Origin of the sequence: Escherichia albertii (assembly GCF_028622335.1) — a bacterium.
In the GTDB taxonomy this organism is placed as follows: domain Bacteria; phylum Pseudomonadota; class Gammaproteobacteria; order Enterobacterales; family Enterobacteriaceae; genus Escherichia; species Escherichia albertii.
The window spans coordinates 533,521-559,525 of record NZ_CP117568.1 but is presented as its reverse complement, the minus strand read 5'-3'; the positions used below and the strand labels follow the sequence as shown (position 1 = coordinate 559,525).

The following is a 26,005-nucleotide window of genomic DNA, read 5'->3' as shown; positions in this document are numbered from 1 at the left end:
CCAGCCTAGCTGGGGGTTTTCTGTGCACAAAAAATGGCGCCTTTTACAGCGCCATTTTCTGCCTAAAAGTTCAAAAGAGATTATATCCCTTCTTCACTCTCTTTTTTCGCTTCTGCCTTCTCGATTTCACGATACCAGCGCGGATGGTGTTTCTTCGCCCAGCGACGGCTCACCTTCCCTTCGATCATCCCTTTAATCGACCCTTTCACCCAGAATGCCATATACATATGGATCAGGATGGCGTGGATCAGGATGATACCCGCTGCTGCATGAATCAGCAGGCTGTAGCGAACCACCTGAATCGGGAAGTACTGCGCAAAGTACGGACGCCAGATAATTACCCCGGTCACCAGCAGCACGAAAATCATGCTCATGATCGACCAGAACATCATCTTCTGCCCGGCATTGTACTTGCCGACATCCGCCACTTTGTGCTCATTGCCTTTTAATACTTCGACAATGTTCAACAGCCACGGAATATCTTTCTTATCCGGGATGTTGTGATGCACAAAACGGAAGAACATAAACATCAGCGCGACAAAAATCGCAATGCCGAAAAACGGGTGCAGAATGCGTCCCATCTGCGGCGTACCGAAGGTTTGCGTCAGCCATTGCAGCGTCGGGAAGAAGAACGAAATCCCGGACAGCGCCACCAGGAAGAAGCAAATCACCACGGTCCAGTGACAGGCGCGATCAATAAACTTAGTGCGCACAATCATTTTCGACTTACTCATGATGCTCCTCCTCGTCATCGTCCACTTCCTTATTCGGGCCAATGCCGATGTAGTGGAAAATCAACCCGGCAAAGGTGGCAATAAAGCCAGCTGCTGCCAGCGGTTTCAACGCGCCTTTCCACAAGCTCACCGAGGTATCGATCTTCGGATCTTTCGGCAGACCGTGATACAGCTCCGGCTGATCGGCGTGATGCAGCACGTACATGACGTGCGTACCACCGACCCCTTCCGGGTTGTAGACGCCAGCATGTTCGTAACCACGCGCTTTCAGTTTCGCCACGCGTTGTTCCGCCAGCTCCAGCATCTCTTTCTTGGTGCCGAAGTGGATAGCTCCGGTCGGACAGGTTTTCACACAAGCAGGTTCCTGACCGACGCTGACGCGATCAACGCAGAGCGTACATTTATATACCCGGTTATCCTCTTTGTTGAGGCGCGGAATATTAAACGGACACCCGGCAATGCAGTAACCACAACCAATGCAGTTCTCGGACTGGAAATCGACAATGCCGTTAGCGTACTGAATGATCGCACCAGCAGACGGGCACGCCTTCAGACAGCCCGGATCTTCACAGTGCATACAACCGTCTTTACGGATCAGCCATTCCAGCTTGCCGTTCTGTTCGGTTTCGCTAAAGCGCATCACCGTCCAGGACTTGGCGCTCAGATCGGCGGGGTTATCATAAACCCCGACGCAGTGCCCTACTTCGTCACGGATGTCGTTCCACTCCGAACAAGCCACCTGGCAGGCTTTACAGCCGATACAGGTGGAAACGTCGATAAGTTTCGCGACTTCTGCTTTGTAATCACGCACCTGCGAAGGCGGCGTGATGGAGTTTGTTGCGGACCTTTTGATAATGTCCTGCGTTTCCATAGCCATGTAATCGCCCCCTTACGCCTTCTCGATGTTAACTAAAAACGCTTTATATTCCGGCGTTTGCGAGTTGGCATCACCGACATTCGGCGTCAGAGTGTTAGCGAGATAGCCTTTACGCGCGACACCCTCAAAGCCCCAGTGGATAGGAATACCCACCGTTTCCACCTGCTGGCCGTTGACGTTCAGCGGCTTCAGACGGCGCGTAACGACTGCCACCGCGCGGATAAAACCACGCTTGCTGGAGACAGTGACACGATCGCCATTGGCAATACCTTTCGCCGCTGCCAGTGTTTCGCTGATTTCCACAAACTGTTCCGGCTGAGCAATGGCATTCAGCAACGCGTGCTTGGTCCAGGTGTGGAAGTGCTCGGTCAGACGATAGGTCGTACCCACATACGGGAACTGCTCTTTTTTACCCATCCGCAGTGCGTCTTGTTCATACAGACGAACGACTGGGTTAGAAACCACGTTCGGATGCAGCGGGTTAGTCCCCAGCGGCGTTTCAATTGGCTCGTAGTGTTCCGGGAACGGACCTTCCGCCATTTTATTAATGGCAAACAGGCGTCCCATCCCTTCCGGCTGCATGATAAACGGCCCGGTTGGCGTACCCGGCGCGGCATTACCGAAGTCTGGAATATCGTTACCCGTCCACTTGCTGCCGTTCCACTGGATCAGCATCCGTTTCGGATCCCACGGTTTGCCGTTGATATCCGCTGAAGCACGGTTATACAGCACACGACGGTTCAGTGGCCATGCCCAGGCCCATCCCAGCGTATTCCCCAGACCGGACGGGTCGGAGTTATCGCGGTTGGCCATCTGGTTGCCCTGCTCGGTCCAGCTACCGGTATAGATCCAGCAAGAAGACGCTGTCGTGCCATCATCACGCAGATGCGCAAAGCTGCTCAGCAACTGACCTTTCTTCGCGATCAGTACGCCATTAGCGTCATAGAGATCGGCCAGCGCATAGCCGTTGTTCTCTTTTGCTACTTCGTCAGACTGCGGCTCATGCGGCTGCTTGTAGTTCCAGCTCATTTTCAGCAGCGGTTCTGCGCCTTTACCACCCTCGGCTTTGTACAGCTCGCGCAGATGATGGTAGATACCCGCCAGAATTTCGCCGTCGTTACGCGCTTCGCCCGGTGCGTTCTGACCTTTCCAGTGCCACTGCAACCAACGACCGGAGTTAGCGATAGAGCCATCTTCTTCGGCAAAGCAGGTGGACGGCAGACGGAATACCTCGGTCTGGATAGATGCCGGATCGACATCATTCGACTCGCCGTGATTCTGCCAGAAGGTGGAAGTCTCCGTCACCAGCGGATCGATAACCACCATGTACTTCAGCTTACTCAGGCAGCTCACCACTTTATTTTTGTCCGGGAAGGACGCAACCGGGTTAAAGCCCTGGCAGAAATAACCGGTGACTTTGCCTTCATCCATCATGTTGAAATACTTGATGACGTCGTAGGCTTGATCCCACTTCGGCAGCCAGTCGTAGCCCCAGTCGTTCTCTTTCTGTGCGGCATCACCATAGAAAGACTTCATCAGACTGACGAAGAACTTCGGATAATTGCTCCAGTAGTTCACCTGTTCAGCGAGCGTCGCTTTCGGCGTATTCGCTGCAAGATAGGATTGCAGATCGACCTGTTTTTCCGACGGCAAAGTCAGATAACCCGGCAGACTGGTTGAGAGCAAACCTAAGTCGGTCAGGCCCTGAATGTTGGAGTGACCGCGCAGTGCGTTCACGCCGCCGCCGGCCATACCCATGTTGCCGAGCAGCAACTGGATCATCGCCATAGTGCGGATGTTCTGCGCACCTACAGTGTGCTGTGTCCAGCCCAGCGCGTACAGGAAGGTCGTTGTGCGATCGGGTACGCTGGTGGAGGCCAGCACTTCGCACACTTTCAGGAAGTCAGCTTTCGGCGTACCGCAGATGTTTTCCACAACCTCCGGCGTATAACGGGAAACGTGCTGTTTAAGCAGATTCCACACACAGCGCGGATGAGTCAGAGTGTCATCGCGTTTCGCATAGCCGTTTTCATCGAATTGATAGTTCCAGGACGACTTATCGTACTGGCGTTTTTCAGCATCATAGCCGCTGAATAAACCATCTTCGAAAGCATAATCATCACGCACCAGCAGACTGGCGTTGGTGTAATGCTTAACGTATTCGGCGTTGATTTTGTTGTTTTCGATCAGGTAGCGCAAAACGCCGGAAAGGAACGTAATGTCCGTACCAGAACGAATCGGTGCGTAAATATCCGCTACAGAAGCAGTACGCGTAAAACGAGGATCGACAACGATCAGGGTTGCATCGTTGTTGTTTTTTGCTTCCATCGCCCAGCGGAAACCGACGGGATGCGCTTCAGCAGCGTTACCGCCCATCACCATCACGACGTTAGCGTTTTTGATATCCACCCAGTGGTTGGTCATCGCACCGCGACCAAATGTTGGAGCAAGACTTGCTACCGTTGGTCCGTGTCAGACGCGTGCCTGGTTGTCTACCGCCAGCATCCCGAGGGAGCGGGCAAATTTTTGGGTTAGCATCCCGGTTTCGTTGCTGGCGCCGGAAGCGCACAGCATACCGGTAGAAAGCCAACGGTTTACCGTTACGCCCTGCTCATTCTTCTCTATAAAATTGGCGTCGCGGTCAGCTTTCATCAGCTTCGCAATACGGGAAAATGCTTCATCCCAACTGATGCGCTGCCATTTGTCAGAACCTGGCGCACGATACTCCGGGTAACGCAGACGGTTTTCGCTGTTGACGTAATCCAGCAAACCGGCCCCTTTCGGGCACAGCGCACCGCGGCTTACCGGATGATCCGGGTCGCCTTCAATGTGATAAATCGCTTCTCGGGCGTTTTTAGCGCCATCACCCAGGCTATACATCAATAGCCCGCAACCTACGGAACAGTATGTGCAGGTGTTACGGATCTCTTTCGCGCGTAATAATTTATAGTTTCGCGCCTGAGCCAGTGCTTGCTTCGGGGCAAAGCCCAATGCTGCAACTGTTGTTCCAGCCATACCGCCCGCGCAGATTTTAAAAAATTGTCTGCGACTGACGTCCATTGCTTTCCTCTTTTTTACAGGTGTAACTGCGCGAGGAAACTAACAGTAAAATTCCTAATCTTTTTGCGCCAAATCAAAAAGAGTGCCTGTTTGCCACAAAATAGTTCGTCTTTGCAAATTGACTTACCTCAATGGCGGTAGAAATATGCACCACTGCCTGACAGGCCGGTTAAAAAAATGCTATAAATTCCTGCTTAATTTTTAACGGCAAGAGAGATTAAACGGCGAGCATGACAAAACAAAAAGCAACGCTCATTGGTCTGATTGCGATCGTCCTGTGGAGCACGATGGTCGGCTTAATCCGTGGCGTTAGTGAAGGGCTCGGTCCGGTAGGCGGTGCGGCGGCGATCTATTCATTAAGCGGGCTACTATTAATATTCACCGTTGGATTTCCGCGCATCCGGCAGATCCCCAAAGGGTATTTACTTGCTGGCAGCATATTGTTTGTCAGCTATGAAATCTGCCTCGCGCTTTCTTTGGGGTACGCTGCCAGCCGCCATCAGGCTATTGAAGTCGGCATGGTGAACTATTTATGGCCCAGCCTGACGATACTTTTCGCCATTTTGTTTAATAACCAGAAAACGAACTGGTTGATTATTCCAGGATTATTATTGGCCCTTGCAGGTGTTTGTTGGGTATTAGGCGGTGAAAATGGTCTGAAATATGATGAAATCATCAATAATATCACCACCAGCCCATTAAGTTATTTCCTGGCGTTTATTGGTGCCTTTATCTGGGCAGCTTATTGCACGGTAACGAATAAATATGCCCGCGGATTTAACGGCATTACTATTTTTGTTCTGCTGACGGGAATAAGTCTGTGGATTTACTATTTTGTAACGCCACAACCGGAGATGTCATTTAGTACGCCGGTCGTTATTAAGCTCATCTCTGCGGCATTAACCTTAGGATTTGCTTACGCGGCGTGGAATATCGGTATATTGCATGGTAACGTCACTATAATGGCAGTTGGTTCATATTTTACCCCCGTATTATCATCAGCGCTTGCCGCCATCCTGCTCAACGCACCGCTATCATTTTCATTCTGGCAAGGCGCACTGATGGTCTGTGGCGGCTCCCTGCTCTGCTGGCTGGCGACCCGCCACAAGTAGGAATAATTGCCGGACTAAACAACAGCCCGGCAATTATTCTGTTATTTTAGACATAAAATTTCGATATATAAGTATTTAACCTGATACACTCTTTCGACCACGATCACATATCAACAATTAATATTATTTCATCTATTTTTCCGATTGTATTTAATCACCATTCTATTTTAAAACGACATGTCATTTGCAAATGGCATTGTTTACCATTCGTTTAAAAACGATGTTCAAGGATAATTAAAAGGATTCCATTAAATGAAAATAAATATAGTTGCAGTGGTTGTGACTGGTTTGTTAGCAGGAAGCACCGCTCATGCCGCAGAAGTTTATAATAAAGATGGTAATAAACTGGACCTTTATGGAAAAGTTACCGCTCTCCGTTATTTTACTGATGATAAACGTGATGATGGTGATAAAACGTATGCCCGCCTCGGCTTTAAAGGTGAAACCCAGATCAACAACCAGATGACCGGTTTTGGTCACTGGGAATATGATTTTAAAGGTTACAATGATGAGGCCAACGGCTCGCGCGGGAATAAAACGCGCCTGGCCTATGCAGGCTTAAATATTGAACAGTTTGGTTCGCTGGACTATGGCCGTAACTATGGCGTGGGCTACGACATTGGCGCATGGACTGATGTGTTACCGGAGTTCGGCGGCGACACATGGAGCCAGAAAGATGTCTTTATGACCTACCGCACGACTGGTGTGGCGACTTATCGCAACTACGACTTCTTTGGCTTGATTGAAGGGCTGAATTTTGCCGCACAATATCAAGGTAAAAATGAGCGTACTGACGGCGGACATCTCTACGGTGCGGACTACACCAGAGCCAACGGCGACGGTTTTGGTATTTCCTCAACCTATGTTTATGATGGATTTGGAATTGGGGCTGTTTATACCAAATCCGATCGTACTGACGCGCAAGAAAGGGCTGCTGCCAACCCGCTCAACGCTTCGGGTAAAAATGCTGAATTGTGGGCAACCGGCTTAAAATATGATGCCAACAACATCTATTTAGCAGCCAACTATGCCGAAACGTTGAATATGACTACCTACGGTGATAGCTATATTTCCAATAAAGCGCAAAGTTTTGAAATTGTGGCTCAATATCAGTTCGATTTTGGTCTGCGCCCGTCCCTCGCTTATCTGAAATCGAAAGGGAAAGAACTTGGCCATTACGGCGATCAGGATCTGATTGAGTACATTGATGTCGGTGCGACATATTACTTCAACAAAAATATGTCAACCTACGTTGATTACAAAATCAACCTGATTGATGAAAGCGATTTTACCCGCGCAGTCGATATTCACACTGATAATATTGTTGCCACCGGCATTACTTATCAATTCTGATTTTTATCAGGAGACCTCAATCAGTTTGTATAAAATTGGTTGAGGTCGCAATAACGCATTTCATTACAATAGACATAACAAAACCGCAGTATATAGCCCTTAATTCGCCCTTTTTGTTACATCTGGTAACACATCTCCATTCAGATAATTCGCTTTCTCGCCGCACGGTTGCGCTTTCTTATCTATTCTTTCAATCAGCACTTCATTCTATTCATCCTTAATTCTAATAACGGGTCATTGTGCCCAACATCCTGTCTTACTTTGTCTTTTTTTCATTAACAATGTGTACATGTGAGGAACAATATGGCACTGCAAAATGAGAAAAATAATCGTTATCTCTTGCGCGACTGGAAGCCAGAAACCCCGGCTTTCTGGGAAAATAAAGGAAAGCACATAGCACGAAGAAATCTCTGGATATCAGTCAGTTGCTTACTTCTTGCCTTCTGTGTCTGGATGCTATTTAGCGCAGTTACCGTTAATCTCAACAAAATAGGTTTTAATTTCACGACCGATCAACTTTTTTTATTAACGGCATTACCCTCCGTTTCTGGCGCATTATTACGTGTTCCCTACTCTTTTATGGTCCCGATATTTGGCGGGCGTCGCTGGACAGTTTTCAGTACCGCTATACTGATTATTCCCTGTGTCTGGCTGGGTTTCGCTGTACAAAATACCAATACGCCTTTTAGCGTATTTATTGTTATTGCCTTACTGTGTGGTTTTGCCGGAGCGAACTTTGCTTCAAGCATGGGGAATATCAGTTTTTTCTTCCCGAAAGCCAAACAAGGCAGTGCATTAGGGATTAATGGCGGGCTGGGAAATTTAGGCGTCAGCGTGATGCAACTGGTTGCACCGCTGGTGATTTTTGTTCCGGTATTTGCTTTTCTTGGCGTCAATGGCGTACCGCAGGCCGATGGTTCCGTAATGTCGCTGGCGAACGCGGCATGGATTTGGGTGCCGCTGCTGGCAATTGCCACATTCGCTGCCTGGTTAGGGATGAATGATATCGCCAGTTCACGTGCGTCAATTACCGACCAGTTACCCGTTTTACAGCGTCTCCATTTGTGGTTGCTTAGTCTGCTCTACCTCGCCACTTTCGGTTCATTTATCGGTTTTTCTGCCGGGTTTGCCATGCTGGCAAAAACCCAGTTTCCAGATGTAAACATTCTGCAACTGGCGTTCTTTGGCCCATTGCTCGGCGCTCTGGCACGCTCGGTCGGCGGAATGATCTCCGATAAGTTTGGTGGCGTTCGTGTCACGCTCATCAACTTTATTTTTATGGCTGTTTTCAGCGCCCTGCTGTTCCTGACGCTACCGGGTACTGGCTCAGGAAATTTCATCGCGTTTTACGCCGTGTTTATGGGACTGTTCCTGACGGCGGGTCTGGGTAGTGGCTCCACCTTCCAGATGATTGCCGTCATCTTTCGCCAGATAACAATCTATCGGGTGAAGATGAAAGGCGGTAGCGATGAGCAAGCCCAGCGGGAAGCGGTCACTGAAACGGCGGCAGCACTGGGGTTTATCTCAGCGATTGGCGCGGTTGGCGGTTTCTTTATTCCACAGGCATTCGGTATGTCGCTGAATATGACCGGCTCGCCGGTAGGCGCGATGAAAGTATTTTTAATCTTTTACATCATTTGTGTGCTGCTGACCTGGCTGGTTTATGGTCGGCGGAAGTTTAGCCAAAAATAAGAGATCGATGCCTGATGCGACTTATCAAACCAACAACGGTATCGCCTCCGTAGGTCGGATAAGGCATTAACGCCGCATCCGACAAGGCATCAGATCCCAAATCATTCCTGGAGCAGGAGTCATGTCATGAGTAAACTTTTGGATCGCTTTCGCTACTTCAAACAAAAGGGCGAAACCTTTGCCGATGGTCACGGACAGGTGATGCATAGCAATCGCGACTGGGAAGACAGCTATCGCCAGCGCTGGCAGTTCGACAAAATTGTGCGTTCCACCCACGGCGTTAACTGTACAGGCTCCTGTAGCTGGAAGATCTACGTCAAAAACGGCCTGGTGACCTGGGAAATTCAACAAACTGATTATCCGCGTACCCGCCCTGACCTGCCCAACCATGAACCTCGCGGCTGCCCTCGCGGAGCAAGTTACTCCTGGTATCTCTACAGCGCCAACCGCCTGAAATACCCACTAATTCGTAAGCGTCTAATCGAACTATGGCGTGAAGCGCTCAAACAGCACAGCGATCCGGTGCTGGCGTGGGAATCGATCATGAATGACCCGCAAAAGTGTTTAAGCTATAAGCAGGTACGAGGGCGCGGTGGGTTTATCCGCTCCAACTGGCAGGAACTGAATCAACTGATTGCCGCCGCCAACGTCTGGACCATAAAAACCTATGGCCCGGATCGCGTTGCCGGATTCTCGCCAATTCCGGCAATGTCGATGGTTTCTTACGCCGCCGGAACTCGTTATTTGTCACTGCTTGGCGGCACCTGTTTAAGTTTCTACGACTGGTATTGTGACCTGCCGCCCGCCTCACCGATGACCTGGGGCGAGCAAACTGACGTCCCGGAATCCGCCGACTGGTATAACTCCAGCTACATCATCGCCTGGGGTTCTAACGTACCGCAAACGCGCACGCCGGACGCCCACTTCTTCACTGAAGTGCGCTACAAAGGCACCAAAACTATTGCTATTACCCCTGACTACTCTGAAGTGGCGAAACTGTGTGATCAGTGGCTGGCGCCGAAACAAGGCACCGATAGCGCGCTGGCGATGGCAATGGGGCATGTAATCTTAAAAGAGTTTCATCTCGATAATCCCAGTGATTACTTCCTCAACTACTGCCGCCGCTACAGTGATATGCCGATGCTGGTAATGCTGGAGGCGCGTGAAGATGGCAGCTATGTTCCGGGACGGATGATACGTGCCTCCGACCTGATTGATAGTCTGGGCGAAAGCAACAATCCGCAGTGGAAAACCGTGGCAGTTAATACCGCAGGTGAACTGGTGGCGCCTAACGGTTCGATTGGTTTCCGCTGGGGCGAAAAAGGCAAATGGAATCTGGAATCTGTCGCCGCTGGAGCAGAAACCGAATTGTCTTTAACCCTCCTGAATCAACACGATACTGTTGTTGGCGTGGCTTTTCCCTATTTTGGCGGCATTGAAAATCCACACTTTCGCAGCGTAAAACACAATCCGATACTGGTGCGCCAGCTTCCGGTGAAAAACCTGACGTTAGCGGATGGACGCATCTGTCCGGTGGTCAGCGTTTACGATTTGGTACTGGCGAATTATGGCCTCGATCGCGGGCTGGAAGATGAAAACAGCGCGAAAGATTACGCTGAAATCAAAGCCTACACCCCCGCCTGGGGCGAGCAAATTACCGGCGTGCCGCGGCAGTATATTGAAACTATCGCCCGTGAATTTGCCGATACCGCCCATAAAACACATGGGCGCTCGATGATTATCCTCGGTGCTGGCGTCAACCACTGGTATCACATGGATATGAACTACCGCGGGATGATCAATATGCTGATCTTCTGTGGTTGTGTCGGGCAAAGCGGCGGCGGCTGGGCGCACTATGTCGGTCAGGAAAAACTGCGCCCGCAAACCGGCTGGCTGCCGTTGGCCTTTGCGCTGGACTGGAACCGTCCGCCACGCCAGATGAACAGCACCTCGTTTTTCTACAATCATTCCAGCCAGTGGCGTTATGAAAAAGTCACCGCGAGAGAACTGCTCTCACCGCTGGCAGATGCCAGCCAATATAGCGGTCATCTGATTGATTTCAACGTCCGTGCTGAACGCATGGGCTGGCTCCCCTCCTCGCCGCAGTTGGGACGTAACCCGCTTACCCTGAAAGCCGAAGCCGGCAAGGCCGGATTATCTCCCACCGAATTTACCGCTCAGGCGCTGAAATCAGGTGAGCTACGCATGGCCTGCGAACAACCGGATAGCGGCAGTAACCATCCGCGCAATCTGTTTGTCTGGCGCTCAAACCTGCTTGGATCCTCCGGCAAGGGTCACGAGTATATGCAGAAATATCTGCTGGGTACCGAAAGCGGTATTCAGGGTAAAGAATTCGGCGCCAGCGACGAGATCAAACCGGAAGAGGTGGAATGGCAAACCGCAGCGATTGAAGGCAAACTCGATCTGCTGGTGACGCTCGATTTCCGCATGTCCAGCACCTGCCTGTTTTCCGATATCGTCCTGCCCACCGCCACCTGGTACGAAAAGGACGATATGAATACTTCGGATATGCATCCGTTTATTCATCCGTTATCGGCAGCGGTCGATCCGGCGTGGGAATCACGCAGTGACTGGGAAATCTATAAAGGCATTGCCAAAGCCTTCTCGCAAGTGTGCGTGGGGCATCTCGGTAAAGAAACTGACGTGGTATTGCAGCCATTGTTACATGACTCTCCGGCGGAACTTTCTCAGCCATGCGAAGTGCTTGACTGGCGCAAAGGCGAATGCGAACTCATCCCCGGCAAAACCGCGCCAAATATTGTGACGGTGGAGCGCGACTACCCAGCTACCTATGAACGCTTCACCTCTCTGGGGCCGCTGCTGGACAAACTCGGCAACGGCGGTAAAGGAATTTCGTGGAATACCCAGGATGAAATCGATTTCCTCGGCAAACTCAATTACACCAAGCGTGATGGCCCGGCGCAGGGGCGTCCGCTAATTGACACCGCCATTGATGCATCAGAAGTCATCCTGGCGCTGGCGCCGGAAACTAACGGTCATGTTGCAGTAAAAGCGTGGCAGGCGCTGGGCGAGATCACCGGGCGCGAACATACCCATCTGGCACAGCACAAAGAGGACGAGAAGATTCGTTTTCGCGATATTCAGGCGCAGCCGCGTAAAATTATCTCCAGCCCGACCTGGTCCGGTCTGGAAAGCGATAACGTCTCCTACAATGCCGGATACACCAACGTTCACGAGTTAATTCCGTGGCGCACACTGTCCGGGCGTCAGCAGCTCTATCAGGATCATCCGTGGATGCGTGCTTTTGGTGAAAGCCTGGTGGCTTATCGCCCACCTATCGACACTCGCAGCGTCAGCGAAATGCGTCAAATCCCGCCAAACGGCTTCCCGGAAAAAGCGCTTAACTTCCTGACGCCACACCAGAAATGGGGTATTCACTCCACCTACAGCGAAAACCAGTTAATGCTGACGCTGTCACGCGGTGGGCCGATTGTCTGGATCAGCGAAACTGACGCCCGTGAACTGTCCATTGTTGATAACGACTGGGTGGAAGTGTTTAACGCTAATGGCGCACTGACGGCCCGTGCGGTGGTCAGCCAGCGTATACCGCCAGGCATGACCATGATGTATCACGCCCAGGAACGCATTATGAATATCCCCGGTTCCGAAGTGACCGGAATGCGCGGCGGCATTCATAACTCGGTCACCCGCGTTTGCCCGAAACCGACGCATATGATCGGTGGTTATGCGCAACTGGCCTGGGGCTTTAACTACTACGGCACCGTCGGCTCGAACCGCGACGAATTCATTATGATCCGCAAGATGAAGAATATTAACTGGCTGGATGATGAAGGTCGCGATCGGGTACAGGAGGCGAAAAAATGAAAATACGTTCGCAAGTCGGCATGGTGCTTAACCTCGATAAATGTATCGGCTGTCATACCTGTTCGGTGACCTGTAAAAACGTCTGGACCGGGCGTGAAGGTATGGAATATGCGTGGTTTAACAACGTTGAAACCAAACCAGGCATTGGTTATCCGAAAAACTGGGAAGATCAGGAAGAGTGGCAAGGCGGCTGGGTCCGCGATGTCAACGGCAAGATCCGTCCGCGTCTGGGCAGCAAAATGGGGGTCATAACCAAAATTTTCGCCAACCCGGTAGTGCCGCAGATTGACGATTACTACGAACCTTTCACCTTTGACTACGAACATTTGCATAGTGCGCCAGAAGGAAAACATATTCCTACCGCCCGCCCACGTTCACTGATTGACGGCAAACGGATGGACAAAGTGATCTGGGGGCCAAACTGGGAAGAACTGCTGGGCGGCGAGTTCGAAAAACGCGCTCGCGACCGTAACTTTGACGCCATGCAAAAGGAGATGTATGGTCAATTTGAAAACACCTTCATGATGTACCTGCCACGCCTGTGCGAACACTGTCTCAACCCAAGCTGTGTGGCAACCTGCCCCAGCGGCGCTATCTATAAACGTGAAGAAGATGGCATTGTGCTGATCGACCAGGATAAATGCCGTGGCTGGCGGTTGTGCATCAGCGGTTGCCCGTACAAGAAAATCTACTTCAACTGGAAAAGCGGCAAATCAGAGAAATGTATTTTCTGTTATCCGCGTATCGAATCCGGTCAGCCGACCGTCTGTTCCGAAACCTGCGTCGGGCGTATCCGCTATCTTGGCGTACTGCTCTATGACGCCGACCGCATCGAAGAAGCGGCAAGTACCGAGCACGAAGTTGATCTCTATGAGCGCCAGTGCGACGTGTTTCTCGATCCGCACGATCCCTCGGTGATCGAAGAAGCCCTGAAACAAGGTATCCCGCAAAACGTGATAGAAGCGGCCCAGCGTTCGCCAGTCTACAAAATGGCGATGGACTGGAAACTGGCGCTGCCGTTGCACCCTGAATATCGCACTCTGCCGATGGTCTGGTACGTACCGCCGCTGTCGCCGATTCAGTCTTACGCCGATGCGGGCGGTTTGCCGAAAAGCGAAGGCGTGCTACCTGCCATCGAAAGCCTGCGTATTCCGGTGCAATATCTCGCCAATATGTTGAGTGCAGGTGATACCGGTCCGGTACTGCGGGCGCTGAAGCGAATGATGGCGATGCGCCACTACATGCGTTCACAAACTGTGGAAGGTGTCACAGATACCCGCGCCATCGACGAAGTGGGCCTGAGCGTCGCCCAGGTCGAAGAGATGTATCGCTATCTCGCTATCGCCAACTACGAAGACCGTTTCGTTATTCCAACCAGTCATCGTGAAATGGCAGGCGATGCGTTTGCAGAACGCAACGGCTGCGGCTTTACCTTTGGCGATGGTTGTCACGGCTCCGATACCAAATTCAACCTGTTCAATAGTAGCCGCATTGATGCCATCGACATCACCGAAGTACGCAATAAAGCGGAGGGCGAATAATGCAGATCCTTAAAGTGATCGGCCTGTTGATGGAATACCCGGACGAGCTGTTGTGGGAGTGCAAGGACGACGCGCTGGCGTTGATTCGCCGGGATGCGCCAATGCTCACCGATTTCACCTGCGACCTGCTTAATGCGCCGCTGCTGGATAAACAGGCCGAATGGTGTGAAGTATTCGACCGTGGGCGCACCACGTCACTGCTCCTGTTCGAACACGTTCACGCCGAGTCCCGCGATCGCGGTCAGGCGATGGTGGATCTGCTGGCAGAGTATGAAAAAGTCGGTCTGCAACTGGATTGTCGGGAGCTACCTGATTATCTGCCGCTGTATCTGGAGTATTTAAGCGTACTGCCGGACGCTCAGGCGAAAGACGGATTACTCAACGTTGCGCCGATCCTCGCCCTGCTCGGCGGACGCTTACAACAGCGAGGTGCTGCGTGGTACGCGTTATTTGACGCCCTGTTGCAACTGGCAGGAAGCCCCCTTTCAAGTGACAGTGTCACAAAACAGATTCGCAGTGAAGAGCGCGACGATACCCGACAGGCGCTGGATGCGGTGTGGGAAGAAGAACAGGTGAAGTTCATTGAAGATAATGCCACGGCGTGTGACAGCTCGCCGCTTAATCAATATCAGCGACGTTTTAGCCAGGATGTCGCGCCGCAGTACGTCGACATCAGTGCGGGAGGTGGGAAATGATTCAGTATCTGAACGTCTTTTTTTACGATATCTACCCGTACCTGTGTGGCACGGTTTTTATCCTCGGTAGCTGGCTGCGCTACGACTACGGGCAGTACACCTGGCGCGCCGCCTCCAGCCAGATGCTGGATAAACGCGGGATGGTACTGTGGTCGAATCTGTTTCATATCGGTATTCTGGGGATCTTCTTTGGTCATCTGTTCGGTATGTTAACTCCGCACTGGATGTATGCGTGGTTTCTGCCCGTGGCTGTAAAACAGCAGATGGCGATGATCCTCGGCGGAATTTGCGGTGTATTAACGCTGGCTGGCGGCGCGGGGTTGCTGGTGCGCCGTTTAACGAATCCGCGTATCAGAGCCACCTCTTCCAGTGCCGATATTTTAATCCTCATCATCTTGTTAATTCAGTGCATTCTGGGGTTAACCACTATTCCCTTTTCAGCACAGCATCCTGACGGCAGTGAAATGATGAAGCTGGTGGGCTGGGCGCAAAGCGTCGTCACGTTCCAGGGCGGCGCATCCACGCATCTTGATGGTGTCGCCTTTATCTTCCGTGTTCATCTGGTGCTGGGGATGACTATTTTCTTGCTCTTCCCGTTCACCCGCCTGGTGCATGTGTGGAGTGCGCCGTTTGAATATTTCACCCGCAGGTATCAGATTGTGCGCTCACGGCGGTAATTCTACTTTTCAAAAACGCCTGTTTTTTTCGCCATGCGTAGTCCGAATAACAGGCGTTTTCAACCTTAATGATTATCTTCAAACTCTTTCAAAACATATTGAGCATGAAATTGAATACATGGCCAGTATGAAGCTAAACCTGTGCGAGCAGCGGATACTTCATCGACGGTAATCGTGCAAAAACCTCTTCCTGGTGCCATTTCTTTCGCAATATCTTCAACCAGATCTGGATGATGGCTAAGGACAAATTCTAACGGGGTGTAATCTAACGATAAATGACTTCCATGGTTTCGAAATGACAGATATGGTGCTGTTATTCCACGAACCAAAATTTCTACTGGGAGTTGGGAAATGCGTTCTGCCAATAAATTCATATACCCAAGCCGTGCCAGGGCCGAAGCAGCCCAACAGCGGTTGCTCCCATCGGCAGTTTGATCATCCACCAGGCTTATCAGAGCAGCAATCACATCCTCATTAGATTCATTAATTTCCGCAATCAATTTACAGGCATTCCATGCTTTATCTGAATTTTTAACTTCATGCAGCAAAGCAGGCAACGCCAGCTTACCAAGTTGTTTGAGTAATACTTCATATTCGTCTGAAAGTAGACCTGTCTTTTTTCTGCCAAATATCTGTGCGATTAATTCAGCTATACGTGTTTCCAAAGGCAAGCTTTTCAGATATTTCCTCTCCTGTTCAACCAGAGAGTATGCGGGAAAATATTGCAATATCTGTTTTTTTGTCAGACTCAAGGAGATCAAATCACCAGCCTCATCAGAAGCTATGGCGATAAAGTTTTTATCCACCACCCCTTCACGTATGAGTTGTAGCCGTGCTTTTTTGGCTGCCTTCGGAAAGACATGCAAAAATTGCTCATACACCTCCTCCCAGGCATTAAACGTCCTATTAATTGCAGCGAACTCATGGCATTTATTGGCCCATTGCTCGCATTCTTCGTTAGGTTCATCGTTATACTTCTGATCTGCGGGTGACCAGCGTAAATCTCCAGTTAGCTCTTCTACGGCTTGTGTAAACCCATCGTTCTGATAATCGATAACAATAGAGGCCAGACATTCCTCAGTACCAATAGCCAGACAAGGCCAGTCAATGACGTCCCCATCACCATAAAAACAATGAAACATGGCACCATAGATGTGTTCACGTGGATGTTCCTGATGTACGTGTTTCACGGAAGCTACCATGTAGTTAATGGCAGCAGTCTCCATCCCTTGCCAGTCAAATTGTACTTGCTCCATGAATCTATCCCTGTAAGGCAATATGAAAGGTTAATCATTCTATCCTGGTGGTTATTTCAATATTACATACCTGGGATGAATTCAGAAAAGTGCCTTAAACAAGCTATGATGGTTCTCCAGCCACAGGAGAACGTTAATGAAACCACAGGTTTACCACGTCGATGCTTTCACCTCCCAACCGTTTCGCGGCAATTCTGCCGGTGTTGTTTTCCCCGCCGATAATCTTAGCGAAGCGCAAATGCAGCTTATCGCTCGCGAGTTAGGCCATTCCGAAACGGCTTTTCTGCTACACAGCGACGACAGTGATGTTCGCATTCGCTACTTTACGCCAACCGTCGAAGTACCGATTTGCGGTCACGCGACGGTGGCAGCGCACTATGTACGTTCACAAGTATTAGGTTTGGGAAATTGTACGGTCTGGCAAACGTCGCTGGCAGGAAAACACCGTGTGATTGTCGAAAAGCAAAACGATGATTATCGCATTTCACTGGAGCAAGGCACGCCGGGTTTTGAACCGCCGCTGGAAGGTGAAACACGCACAGCGATTATTAACGCGTTGCATCTTACCGAAGACGATATTTTGCCCGGTTTGCCGATCCAGGTAGCCACGACCGGGCATTCAAAAGTGTTGATCCCGCTGAAATCGAAAGTGGATATCGATGCCCTGTCGCCTGACCTTGCTGCGCTGACCGCCATCAGCAAACAGATTGGCTGCAATGGCTTCTTCCCCTTCCAGCTCCGCCCGGGTAAAAATGAAACCGATGGTCGTATGTTCTCGCCTGCCATTGGCATAGTGGAAGATCCGGTGACAGGTAATGCTAACGGCCCAATGGGCGCCTGGCTGGTACATCACAACGTATTGCCCCACGATGGAAACGTATTACGCGTTAAGGGGCATCAGGGGCGCGCATTGGGACGTGATGGCGTGATTGATGTGACGGTGACGATTCGGGATAACCAGCCGGAGAAAGTAACCATTTCCGGCACAGCGGTGATTTTATTTCATGCCGAATGGGCCATTGATTTTTGATACTGTTGCCTGATGCGTTTCGCTTATCAGGCCTACAACCGGGCTACTGTAGGCCGGATAAGGCGTTTACGCCGCATCCGGCACTCTGGCAAAAACTATTTCCCCGCTTCAGGATGTGTATCAAACGCTGCCATCACCCGAGCCAGTTCATCTTCGGTAAATCCATGCTTTGCATCATCCACGCCCAGGCCAAACTCCTCCTGCATAACGGTATATAACGACGCCACATCCGGCAGGTTCCGCTGCTCTATCGCGTATCCATTTTCATAATGGGTAAAATGGAAATTGGTCAAAGTCAGTTTTCCCCCCTCCGGTAAATGACGGCACATCAGCAGATGATGGCGAAAATGCGATTGCGGCCAGTGCGCCGACCAGAAATTACTCATCACATAATCACTCTGCTGCTGTACGCAGAGGTCAAAACGATACATCGACTGCCAGTGCTGATGATGATTAAACTGCAAAACCCAGTCGCTGCCCTCTTGCAACAGACGGTATTCTCCGTGCGGGGTAGTTTGCGCGACATCCGGCACTAAACGGATCGGCGCAGTCAGCGTCTGACCACCAAACCCCACATCAGCAATCCAGTGTTCACCTTCCAGTTCCACCAACAGCAAGCGATGCGTACGCGGAGGGAGCGTTGCGGGGTTCGATAACACTACACGACCTAAAAGACTGCGAACATTGAATCCCAACTCGCGCAAAACACGTTCAAAAACGCCATTCTGCTCAAAACAGTAACCGCCGCGCCGGGCAGTCACCAGTTTCTCTTCCAGTGATTGATCATCAAGATGCATTTCTCTTGGCAGCAAAACGTCGAGGTTTTCAAATGGAATGGCGCAATTATGTTTAAGGTGTAATGCACGCAGCGTGTCGATATTGGCCGCTGCTGCTCCCGACCAGTTTATGCGGGCAAAATAGTGATTCAGAATAGACGTCATAAGGCGTTCCTGTCAGTTGTGTTCTCAACTTATAACCTGGATTAATTCCGGCACTGGCCATTTTGTGCGTTCGCGGACATCCATCACATTCACAAATCGCCAGTCCCGTTAATTTCGTCGCTTATTGCGTTACGAGCTACGCTTTTAAAACTCCCCTTCATCGTGAGGTCATACCGTGAACCGATTTATCCCCGTTGAGTTGCATCATGCCAGTCGTCTGTTAAACCACGGCCCTACTGTTTTGATCACTAGTTTTGATGATCAATCCCAACGACGCAACATTATGGCCGCAGCCTGGTCGATGCCTGTGGAATTCGAACCACCACGCGTGGCGATCGTGGTAGATAAATCGACCTGGACCAGAGAGTTGATTGAACACAGCGGTAAGTTTGGCATCGTGATCCCTGGCGTTGCGGCAACTAACTGGACGTGGGCGGTGGGCAGCATTTCAGGGCGTGAGGAAGATAAATTCAACTGCTACGGCATTCCAGTGGTGAAAGGTCCGGTACTAAGTTTGCCGCTGGTTGAAGAGAAATGTCTGGCGTGGATGGAGTGTCGTCTGCTTCCTGCGACTTCCGCAGCAGAGCGGTACGACACGTTATTTGGTGAAGTAGTGTCTGCGGCCGCAGATGCAAGAGTATTTGTCGAAGGCCGCTGGCAGTTTGATGACGATAAATGTAATACCCTGCACCATTTAGGCGCAGGCACGTTTGTCACCAGCGGCAAACGCGTCACGGCGGGTTAACGCGTTACATGCTGTAGCCAGGTTTCTTAATTAATGTTTCCATCCTGGGAGCAATTTCTGCATCCCAGACAGACTTCCACAATTCCGGGGGGATTTGCTGTAGTGCAATGCTGATGGAACTCTCTTTACTGTTCAGATGACGAATAATGACGTCAGTGATTTCTGCTGCTAATTCGGCTTTTTGTTGATCATTCAGTTCACGCGGGAAACATTTGATATCAATATGCGGCATGGTTGTGCTCCTTTTGAAAGATATCAGAAAAATTAACACACATTACAGATATCATGAGTCAGCTAATGCGATTTTTTTCGATAATAGTGTATAACTTGTTTTTTTTGCTTTTTTGTACTATGGGTTGAAAATAGAGATTCAATTATACTTTTAGCTGACAGAATATGTTTTGTTCGCAAAGTATCCTTAAGAAAAATCTCCAGTAACTCATGACATGAATCGCTCCCCTGCGGCGACTCTTGTCATAAGAGTGCCGGAGTGTTTTTCCATCAATTGCAATGACGTCTTTATCATTTGATGAGTGGTAGTCACGCATCCCGTTAATAAAGCACTCGTGAAATTCTGCAGAACTGATACAGGATACAACTCTGGCAATAGTATCGTGAACAGGAATATCATTTTCAAAATCACCATATTGCTTCAAAAAATCGAGATGTGTTTCCCCGAAATCCTCTATATCTTCATAGTCTTCTGCACCAGGAATGACGGCACAAATAGTCAACAGTAGAATATCTGACAATTTACGTTCTATTTTCCAGTCTTGTCTGTAATCGGGGATAAAAAACATGTTCCATCAATTTTTAAAGTCCCATTTTGTTTTCCTTATTTATGTAAGGAGTATTTGATCATGCATAAGCTATGAAAAACAGCCTTAAATAATAAGGAACATCTCAACTATTGAACAAAAAACGCGAATTATTTAGTACAAAAAAGCAGCGTTACGTGATCTTTCCCTGTTGCCTCGGCAGACCAGACACCAGGATACCGAGTTTTTTAACTGGAACTATTTACTGACAAAACGGAAAATTCTACGTGATGATCACGCCCCTTGTTGAATGCACCCCCACCAATTTCATGTTACTTATTTTCGGCATTTTTCCAAAAATCCACATTCCCCTCTAATAAAAGTTTTTCAATGGAATTTTCATCAATTTTGCTCTTCAAATATTTAGCATTATCTTGAGTATCAAATGACACCACCCCTCTTTTATCAATATAATACCTATCTTTATCATCAACAATATAAACCCTAACATTTTTATCATCAAAATGATAACACTCTCCATTAGCTCCATTCAATAACAACAACAATTCATCACGGTTTTTCTGTAATAATTTTTGCGTACCGTTTCCCATTGCTAAACTTTCGATTTTACTTTTAGTAACAGGGGAATACGTTTGGATGCGAAAAGGTATTCTATAATAAAAAACATCGGCCAAACAGCAATACGAAAACAAATATGTAAACAGAATAATATACAGATATACTTTCATACTCCTCCTAAACTAACATAGTTAAAACGTAAAGATTTATTCCTTTTCTTTTACCTTACATGTCCATACAACCATACAAATAGTTACCCATACTGTCTTTGAATATTACCATATCATTTAAAGTCCACCTATTTCTTGCGACAACAAAGGGATTTCTTTTTTAATCCAATCTATCATTTCATTTTTTTCAAAACACACGTTAATGCCATTCACACTTCCACATTCACCAAAAGCATCAAAATAAATTTCACATTTATTATTGCCTTTTGAAATGATACTAACCCCCCATCTTATATTGTTATATTTTTCTTTTCTGAAATATTTCATTTGCAATAAATTAATTATCTTACCAGCATAAAGATCGCTAATTTCATTCACCACCACTTTATATCTGTATATTTCATTAAGACCTTCCTTACTAAGCGGAACTAACGTGGTAACATACGATGGAAGATTAACTACCTCTATCGTTTTCACGCTATCAATTCCACACAATTCATTCACTCGCCCCATCCCCAATACCGAACCAGAAAATAGAGACAATAAAACCATCAAATATTTCATCATAAAAAACCTCACTATTCTGGCGTACCCGTTATTGTCATCGTCTGCAACGGTCCATCCACCCGATAAAAAGGCAGTCCACTATGAGCTCCTCTGACACACTCATCTAAAGTTTTCGCCGCACGCGATTCAATTATTGTAATAACCCTTGCCTCTTCTTTATTATCATATTTATCATCTGTCCGACTTAAAAGAGCCATGAAATTTTCTTTATCAAGAACCATCTCTTCACAAGCTTATGCTTATTACATGCAAAACGTTCCGTTGTGCATCTTTGTGCCTACGGCACGCGATGTTCTTTCCCTGTTAGCCAGAGCCTGTAATTGTTTGTCGTCCATAATTCAACATTTATTTGATGTTGGGTTGAACATATCAAAACCAGGCAGTTACACAAAACAATGTTTTTGCTCGTTGATATCTACGAAAAAAATTTAAATAGCTTTAATACTATGTATAGTATTAATAAAATGATTTTTATTGTCTACATCTAACCATTCAAAAGACTCTATTTTGCATTCAAACACATCCATACTACTCTTTAACTTTATCAATTGTTCCTGGCTAAGCCCATTATTTTTCGTTAAAACACTGAGCGTATTTAACACATCCCCTTCATACATCTCGCCGGCTTGAGGATTGTTTTTTAAAATTTCTATAGCTTTATCTACAGCTAACTTTATTAAGATGTTCTGTCGAATCATTTTAGAAACATCCACCTCATCCAATTCCTCCGGTGTTTTCTCTAGTAAACGGTTATATCAATTTATTAACTTACTTTTTAATTCCGAATCGTCAACAGCCAAGTTATATATTTGTTTTATCGTTGGTTTGTTTTTCATTGTATTCCTCCAAACGGTTTAAATAAATCTTCTATTCTAGTCATCCATGAATTTGTCTCTGATAGCTTACCCTCTAAATAAATCCTTGTTTGAGCATTTAAATTAGGATTTTTTAATGTGCCCTCTATACTCCTTTTTACAGAGTTTAGCCCTGTGTATGATTGCCTCATTTCGGTTAAATGATCCCAAAACGTGCATCCGTATCACCCCTTCCGGGATACGGTCCGTCTTCTCCGCCAGCCTGCCGTACTCATCGTGGCGGTAGACATAGTGCGCATCCTCCGCGATGCGGTTATCCGGCCATGCCGTGAGGGTGCTGTCCGGGTGCAGCTCCGGGTCCGTCGCATACGGGATATCAATTCCAGGTTCGCTGCCGTGGTGTGGACGCCCGTCAGCCTTCCCGTATCGCTGTAACGGTACGCCCGGCTCTCCTGCGGGCCGCTGATGCGCACCAGTTGCCCGTTATCGTTCCACGTATACTCACGGTCAAGCTGCGGGAGGTTCAGGTGCCTGCTCATTACAAAGGTTAAACTTCAACCACACGAGAGAGTTAAACCAAGATAAAAATCATGATATTGCATAAGCGACGATCCGTTTTATTATCGAGTTCGGTGACCGTTTGAGCGCTCACCTTTAATATGGCAGCAGTTACACAGATTTATTTAAAAGGCTCTAATATTTACTCATTTCGTAACATTAATAACTCTATTATATCCGGCCTATCATTAATTTTAGCAATATCAAGTGGTGTGTCTCCAAAATCATTTTTCACTTCTAAATCACATCCAAGAGCAACGAGAAATCTTGTCATTTCAATATTCCCCTGTCCAACAACCTCATGTAACGGTGTATTCCCAAACTCTCCAAGAGCATTTATATTTGCTCCACCATTAATTAATGCATTAACCTCATCAATATCTCCTCGAACACATGCAATGTGTATAGGAGCATTACCAAAAATACCGAGTTGATTTACGAACATCAAGTCAACTCCGCTAAACTCTGGTAAGTTTTCCTCTCGGTATCGCTTTAATATGTCATCAGCACTTAATTTTTTCATAAAACAACCATCTATTGACACTCTTCTGTAATAAACGTTTCCAGCTTATTGATACCAGCTTCTAGTTGAGCAATACTGTCCTCATGTTTACCTGGCCGCCACTTATCATCCCATGCTTTTCTCATATCTCTGCAGTCTTTATTCCTGCTTAATTTCCACTTAGCTTCACTGCAAAGATCAAGGTTTGGAGGCGGTGACTGATTACAACGATCTTTATATTTCCTATACTCTTCCTGTCTTTGTTTTGCCTCAACCTTCGTTCCACACTCATTACAAATGCTTCCTCACTACTACAGGTTGCTCCGCCCCAGTATCATGCTTCGGTACTCTCAGGCTTATCATTTCAGTGATTTACCTTTCTTCCTTAACATCATGATGACTGGTTCCCGTGGTTCCTGCAAAGAGCCTGATATAAGGTCATGCCTGCTTTACGCCGGACACCGCACACTCAACATTCGGACTTCGCCAGTGTACTTATCCTGAGATAACGAAACGACCTCAGTTCTGATGCCATTTTAAAGATAACGACGCGTCAACACAGGTTCGGGGTTACTCATCTCCTTACATCTTACCTCGCCAGAATCTTATTCTGATTTCCCTTCAACGTTTCTGACCATCACTCTTAATGACAGCCACCTGAAGGTGGTTTAGAGCCAACTTCCGACCATCGACTCTGGAGGGCCGACCTCCATCTCTTCACAAGCTTATGTTCTCCACTGACTGTTATCCTAACAGGCCAGTTTCAATACCCACGGCACACTCTCATTGGATTTCTCATCCGTCTTGATCTGTCCGATGACCAGACTGTGCATTGTTGAGAACGCACTAATGACATGAATCGCTCCCCTGCGACGACTCTTATCATAAGAGTGCCGGAGCGTTTTTCCATCAATTGCGATGACGTCTTTATCATCTGAAGAATGACAATCACGCATCCAGTTAATGAAGCACTCATGAAATTTTGCAGGACTGATACAGGATACAACTCTGGCAATGGTATCGTGAACAGGAATACCATTTTCAAAATCACCATATTGCTTCAAAAAATCGAGATGTGTTTCCCCAAAATCCTCTATATCTTCCCAGCCTTCTGCACCAGAAATGACGGTGCAAATAGTCAACAGTAGAATATCCGACAATTTATGTTCCACTTTCCAGGCTTGTCTGTAATCGGGGATAACAGAAATATGCTCCATCAATTTTTTAATTTCCATTTTATTCTCCTTAATTATGTAAGGAGTATTTGATCATGTATAAGCAATAAAAAACAGCTTTAGGTTATGAGGAATATCTCAATTTTTAAACATAAAATGCGAATTATTTAGTACAAAAAAGCAGCGTTACGTGATCTTTCCCTGCCTTCATTCATCATTGTGTTCCGGATTTAATGTTAGGGGATGCGTTCATCTCATCCCCCTTAATTTCTGTTGCTTTCCAATACAGGCTGCACTCAGTACTATTTTATTATCAGATAATAGTGAAATATCACAAAAAACCAGTCTAACATTTCTGTTTAAATAGTTAAATAAAACGCCCTCCCAGTAATTTCCGCCACTTGACGCGAACATCCTTATCATTTAACATTTCGTTAATTTTATTTTTTGATATGCTTATTTTAATACCTTTTATCTCCCCCATATTTTTACATACGGAATGAGGGGGGACTTCAGCAATCACCCAAAGTTCACTATCCCACTTCACTGCTCCGATATTTATAGAGTCCTCTCCATCACACATCCATTTTTTTGAAAGTACTGATTCAACAATCCTCCGGATAGAAATCACCTTCACCTTATTCATTTTTTTTATACTTATAATATACGCATCCCATGTTCCAACAAAACCTCCATCACTAGTTGTTATTACAACGGAATTTGAATCGAGGGACCATAAAACATCAACAAGACCAGAAGTAAACGGAATATTTACCGGTGTTATAACACTATTTATCCTTAACGATATTGATTCGGAATGAATAATAACTGATGATTTACCGTCAGGAGATGGTATACCGTTTCTCTGCGGGGATAGACCATTATATAATGACGAGCTATTACTACCCCATATTCCATAACTAGGTAAATGTTCTGCAATTGAGCGTGCCGGACCACTAAAAACCATCAAAAATATAACAATTGCTCTCATTACAAAAATATTCATTTCGGACATTCCCAATCATCAGGGACACCTGTTATTGTCACCGGCACTGTATGACGACCAAACTGAAGAGCCCCTTCTTGAGTTTTAAACCTATATATATCAAATCTAGTTATCTTAGAATTTCGGATGTTTTTATCCCCTATATCACCGATAGTGAATGTTGTACTTCCATTATTATACATTGAAGAATAATCAGAAAGTCCAGGGGCCTCAATTTTAATGTTTTGTATGTTTTTTAGTATTTCCTTCTTCGTCGCCGCACGTTCAGGCCCGTTATATATATTATTATATTTCA

19 protein-coding genes and 5 pseudogenes are annotated in these 26,005 nt (G+C 47.6%); 9 read left to right on the top strand and 15 right to left on the bottom strand.

Annotation, left to right across the window (positions count from 1 at the left end; all coding sequences use genetic code 11):
* Positions 1–80 precede the first annotated feature (80 nt).
* The 3 genes from fdnI to fdnG are packed head-to-tail and all read right to left on the bottom strand — an operon-like array spanning position 81 to position 4,671.
* On the bottom strand, positions 81–734 hold the full coding sequence (gene fdnI / locus PS053_RS02685; protein ID WP_000045636.1) for a formate dehydrogenase-N subunit gamma: 654 nt from the start codon (positions 732–734) through the stop codon (positions 81–83).
* Positions 727–1,611 carry a formate dehydrogenase N subunit beta gene (gene fdnH / locus PS053_RS02680; RefSeq protein ID WP_001240583.1) on the bottom strand — a complete coding sequence of 295 codons (885 nt, stop codon included), beginning with the start codon at positions 1,609–1,611 and terminating at the stop codon, positions 727–729. Before fdnH ends, fdnI begins: the two co-directional genes overlap by 8 nt.
* A 12-nt stretch (positions 1,612–1,623) precedes the next feature.
* The gene (gene fdnG, locus PS053_RS02675; RefSeq protein ID WP_077776584.1) at positions 1,624–4,671 is read right to left on the bottom strand and encodes a formate dehydrogenase-N subunit alpha; all 3,048 of its coding nucleotides are present in this window, start codon (positions 4,669–4,671) and stop codon (positions 1,624–1,626) included.
* A gap of 230 nt (positions 4,672–4,901) precedes the next feature.
* Here fdnG and yddG point away from each other — a divergent pair, with 230 nt between their 5' ends.
* The 7 genes from yddG (at position 4,902) to narI (ending at position 15,608) form a co-directional block, all read left to right on the top strand.
* Entirely contained in the window at positions 4,902–5,783 is an 882-nt protein-coding gene (yddG, locus tag PS053_RS02670; RefSeq protein ID WP_256879482.1) for an aromatic amino acid efflux DMT transporter YddG, read from the top strand.
* 252 nt (positions 5,784–6,035) lie between these two features.
* Positions 6,036–7,136, top strand: coding sequence for a porin OmpC (gene ompC / locus PS053_RS02665; RefSeq protein ID WP_256879483.1), 1,101 nt, complete (start codon positions 6,036–6,038; stop codon positions 7,134–7,136).
* Positions 7,137–7,439: 303 nt separating this feature from the next.
* Positions 7,440–8,828, top strand: coding sequence for a nitrate/nitrite transporter NarU (narU, locus tag PS053_RS02660; RefSeq protein ID WP_256879484.1), 1,389 nt, complete (start codon positions 7,440–7,442; stop codon positions 8,826–8,828).
* A gap of 126 nt (positions 8,829–8,954) precedes the next feature.
* The gene (gene narZ / locus PS053_RS02655; RefSeq protein ID WP_256879485.1) at positions 8,955–12,695 is read left to right on the top strand and encodes a nitrate reductase Z subunit alpha; all 3,741 of its coding nucleotides are present in this window, start codon (positions 8,955–8,957) and stop codon (positions 12,693–12,695) included.
* Positions 12,692–14,236, top strand: a complete 1,545-nt coding sequence (gene narH, locus PS053_RS02650) for a nitrate reductase subunit beta (protein WP_000702544.1) — start codon at positions 12,692–12,694, stop codon at positions 14,234–14,236. Before narZ ends, narH begins: the two co-directional genes overlap by 4 nt.
* Positions 14,236–14,931, top strand: a complete 696-nt coding sequence (gene narW / locus PS053_RS02645; RefSeq protein ID WP_059216033.1) for a nitrate reductase molybdenum cofactor assembly chaperone — start codon at positions 14,236–14,238, stop codon at positions 14,929–14,931. Before narH ends, narW begins: the two co-directional genes overlap by 1 nt.
* Positions 14,928–15,608, top strand: a complete 681-nt coding sequence (gene narI / locus PS053_RS02640) for a respiratory nitrate reductase subunit gamma (protein WP_000617133.1) — start codon at positions 14,928–14,930, stop codon at positions 15,606–15,608. The genes narW and narI overlap by 4 nt, the downstream gene beginning before the upstream one ends.
* Positions 15,609–15,673: 65 nt before the next feature.
* Here narI and PS053_RS02635 read toward each other — a convergent pair whose 3' ends face one another.
* Positions 15,674–16,864, bottom strand: coding sequence for a DUF4303 domain-containing protein (locus PS053_RS02635; RefSeq protein ID WP_059229360.1), 1,191 nt, complete (start codon positions 16,862–16,864; stop codon positions 15,674–15,676).
* A gap of 136 nt (positions 16,865–17,000) precedes the next feature.
* On the opposite strand from PS053_RS02635, the gene PS053_RS02630 reads away from it, so the two are divergent.
* Complete coding sequence (locus tag PS053_RS02630) at positions 17,001–17,894, top strand: PhzF family isomerase (RefSeq protein WP_059259305.1); 894 nt, start codon at positions 17,001–17,003, stop codon at positions 17,892–17,894.
* A gap of 95 nt (positions 17,895–17,989) precedes the next feature.
* Here the strand turns inward: PS053_RS02630 and nhoA are convergent, their stop codons facing one another.
* Positions 17,990–18,835, bottom strand: coding sequence for an N-hydroxyarylamine O-acetyltransferase (nhoA, locus tag PS053_RS02625; protein WP_059221887.1), 846 nt, complete (start codon positions 18,833–18,835; stop codon positions 17,990–17,992).
* Positions 18,836–19,010: 175 nt separating this feature from the next.
* Here nhoA and PS053_RS02620 point away from each other — a divergent pair, with 175 nt between their 5' ends.
* Positions 19,011–19,580, top strand: a complete 570-nt coding sequence (locus tag PS053_RS02620) for a flavin reductase family protein (protein WP_010342087.1) — start codon at positions 19,011–19,013, stop codon at positions 19,578–19,580.
* 4 nt (positions 19,581–19,584) lie between these two features.
* Here the strand turns inward: PS053_RS02620 and pptA are convergent, their stop codons facing one another.
* The 10 genes and pseudogenes from pptA to PS053_RS02570 form a co-directional block, all read right to left on the bottom strand.
* The gene (gene pptA, locus PS053_RS02615; RefSeq protein WP_059219280.1) at positions 19,585–19,812 is read right to left on the bottom strand and encodes a tautomerase PptA; all 228 of its coding nucleotides are present in this window, start codon (positions 19,810–19,812) and stop codon (positions 19,585–19,587) included.
* A gap of 205 nt (positions 19,813–20,017) precedes the next feature.
* Positions 20,018–20,387: pseudogene (locus PS053_RS02610) on the bottom strand (ISAs1 family transposase); the annotation flags it as partial.
* 283 nt (positions 20,388–20,670) lie between these two features.
* Positions 20,671–21,087 carry a hypothetical protein gene (locus tag PS053_RS02605; RefSeq protein ID WP_256879486.1) on the bottom strand — a complete coding sequence of 139 codons (417 nt, stop codon included), beginning with the start codon at positions 21,085–21,087 and terminating at the stop codon, positions 20,671–20,673.
* A 117-nt stretch (positions 21,088–21,204) separates the two neighbouring features.
* Complete coding sequence (locus PS053_RS02600) at positions 21,205–21,654, bottom strand: RHS element protein dsORF-h1 (protein ID WP_059216030.1); 450 nt, start codon at positions 21,652–21,654, stop codon at positions 21,205–21,207.
* Positions 21,655–21,665: 11 nt separating this feature from the next.
* Positions 21,666–21,872 (bottom strand): annotated as a pseudogene (locus PS053_RS02595) (rhsG core with extension domain protein); the annotation flags it as partial.
* Positions 21,873–22,082: 210 nt separating this feature from the next.
* Positions 22,083–22,397 (bottom strand): annotated as a pseudogene (locus tag PS053_RS02590) (contact-dependent growth inhibition system immunity protein); the annotation flags it as partial.
* 285 nt (positions 22,398–22,682) lie between these two features.
* Positions 22,683–23,005 (bottom strand): annotated as a pseudogene (locus PS053_RS02585) (hypothetical protein); the annotation flags it as partial.
* A gap of 164 nt (positions 23,006–23,169) precedes the next feature.
* The gene (locus PS053_RS02580) at positions 23,170–23,550 is read right to left on the bottom strand and encodes an ankyrin repeat domain-containing protein (protein WP_059229567.1); all 381 of its coding nucleotides are present in this window, start codon (positions 23,548–23,550) and stop codon (positions 23,170–23,172) included.
* 737 nt (positions 23,551–24,287) lie between these two features.
* Positions 24,288–24,764 (bottom strand): annotated as a pseudogene (locus PS053_RS02575) (ISAs1 family transposase); the annotation flags it as partial.
* A 307-nt stretch (positions 24,765–25,071) separates the two neighbouring features.
* Positions 25,072–25,719 carry a hypothetical protein gene (locus PS053_RS02570; RefSeq protein WP_125295987.1) on the bottom strand — a complete coding sequence of 216 codons (648 nt, stop codon included), beginning with the start codon at positions 25,717–25,719 and terminating at the stop codon, positions 25,072–25,074.
* Positions 25,720–26,005: the final 286 nt, after the last annotated feature.